1 protein-coding gene is annotated in these 1,031 nt (G+C 69.6%); it reads left to right on the top strand.

Annotated elements, in window-relative coordinates; translation table 11 throughout:
• A partial coding sequence (locus ACZ6EG_RS34025; RefSeq protein WP_469610531.1) for an amino acid adenylation domain-containing protein occupies window positions 1-1,031 on the top strand: 1,031 nt, incomplete at both ends.

Here is a 1,031-nt window from a genome sequence, read left to right on the forward strand (position 1 = left end):
GGGGAGTTGGACGGCCGGGCGAATCGTTTGGCGCGGTTGCTGGTCGAGCGGGGTGCGGGTGCCGAGCGGCTGGTCGCGGTGGCGCTGGAGCGGTCGGTGGACCTGGTGGTGGCGTTGCTGGCGGTGGTGAAGGCGGGTGCCGGGTATGTGCCGGTGGACCCGTCGTATCCGGCCGAGCGGATCGCGTACGTCCTGGGCGATGCGGCTCCGGCGCTGCTGGTGACGACGCGTGAGGCCCTGCCTGCACAGGATGTTCCCACCGTCCTGTTGGACGATCCGGCGACGGTCGCTGATCTGGCGGGGCGTTCGGGTGCCGCGTTGTCGGGTGTGGTGGTGCGGGCGGAGCATCCGGCGTATGTGATCTACACGTCGGGTTCGACGGGCCGGCCCAAGGGTGTGGTGGTCTCGCACGGGCAGGTGGTGCGCCTGTTCACCCAGACTGAGAGCTGGTTCAGCTTCGGTGCCGATGACGTGTGGACGCTGTTCCACTCCTACGCCTTCGACTTCTCCGTGTGGGAGCTGTGGGGCCCGCTGCTGTACGGCGGCCGGCTCGTGGTCGTGCCGTTCACGGTGTCCCGCAGCCCGGCCGACTTCCTGGCCCTGCTGGTCGCGCAAGGGGTGACGGTCCTCAATCAGACACCTTCGGCGTTCTATCAGCTGATGCAGGCCGACCAGGAGAACCCGGGCCTGGGTGACGGGCTGGCCCTGCGCCATGTGGTCTTCGGTGGTGAGGCTTTGGACCTGGGGCGCCTGAGCGCCTGGTACGCACGCCACCCGGAGTCGGCGGGCGGACCGCGCCTGGTCAACATGTACGGCATCACCGAGACCACGGTGCACGTCACCCACCGCGCCCTGGACGCGGACACAGTCGCCGGACAGGCGGCGTCGCTGATCGGTGAGCCCATCCCGGACCTGCGCCTGTACGTCCTGGACAACGCCCTGCAACCGGTTCCCGCCGGTGTGACCGGTGAGATGTATGTCGCCGGCCCGGGTCTGGCCCGCGGCTACCTCAACCGGCCCGCTCTGACCGG

It is taken from the genome of Streptomyces sp. NPDC041968 (assembly GCF_055589025.1).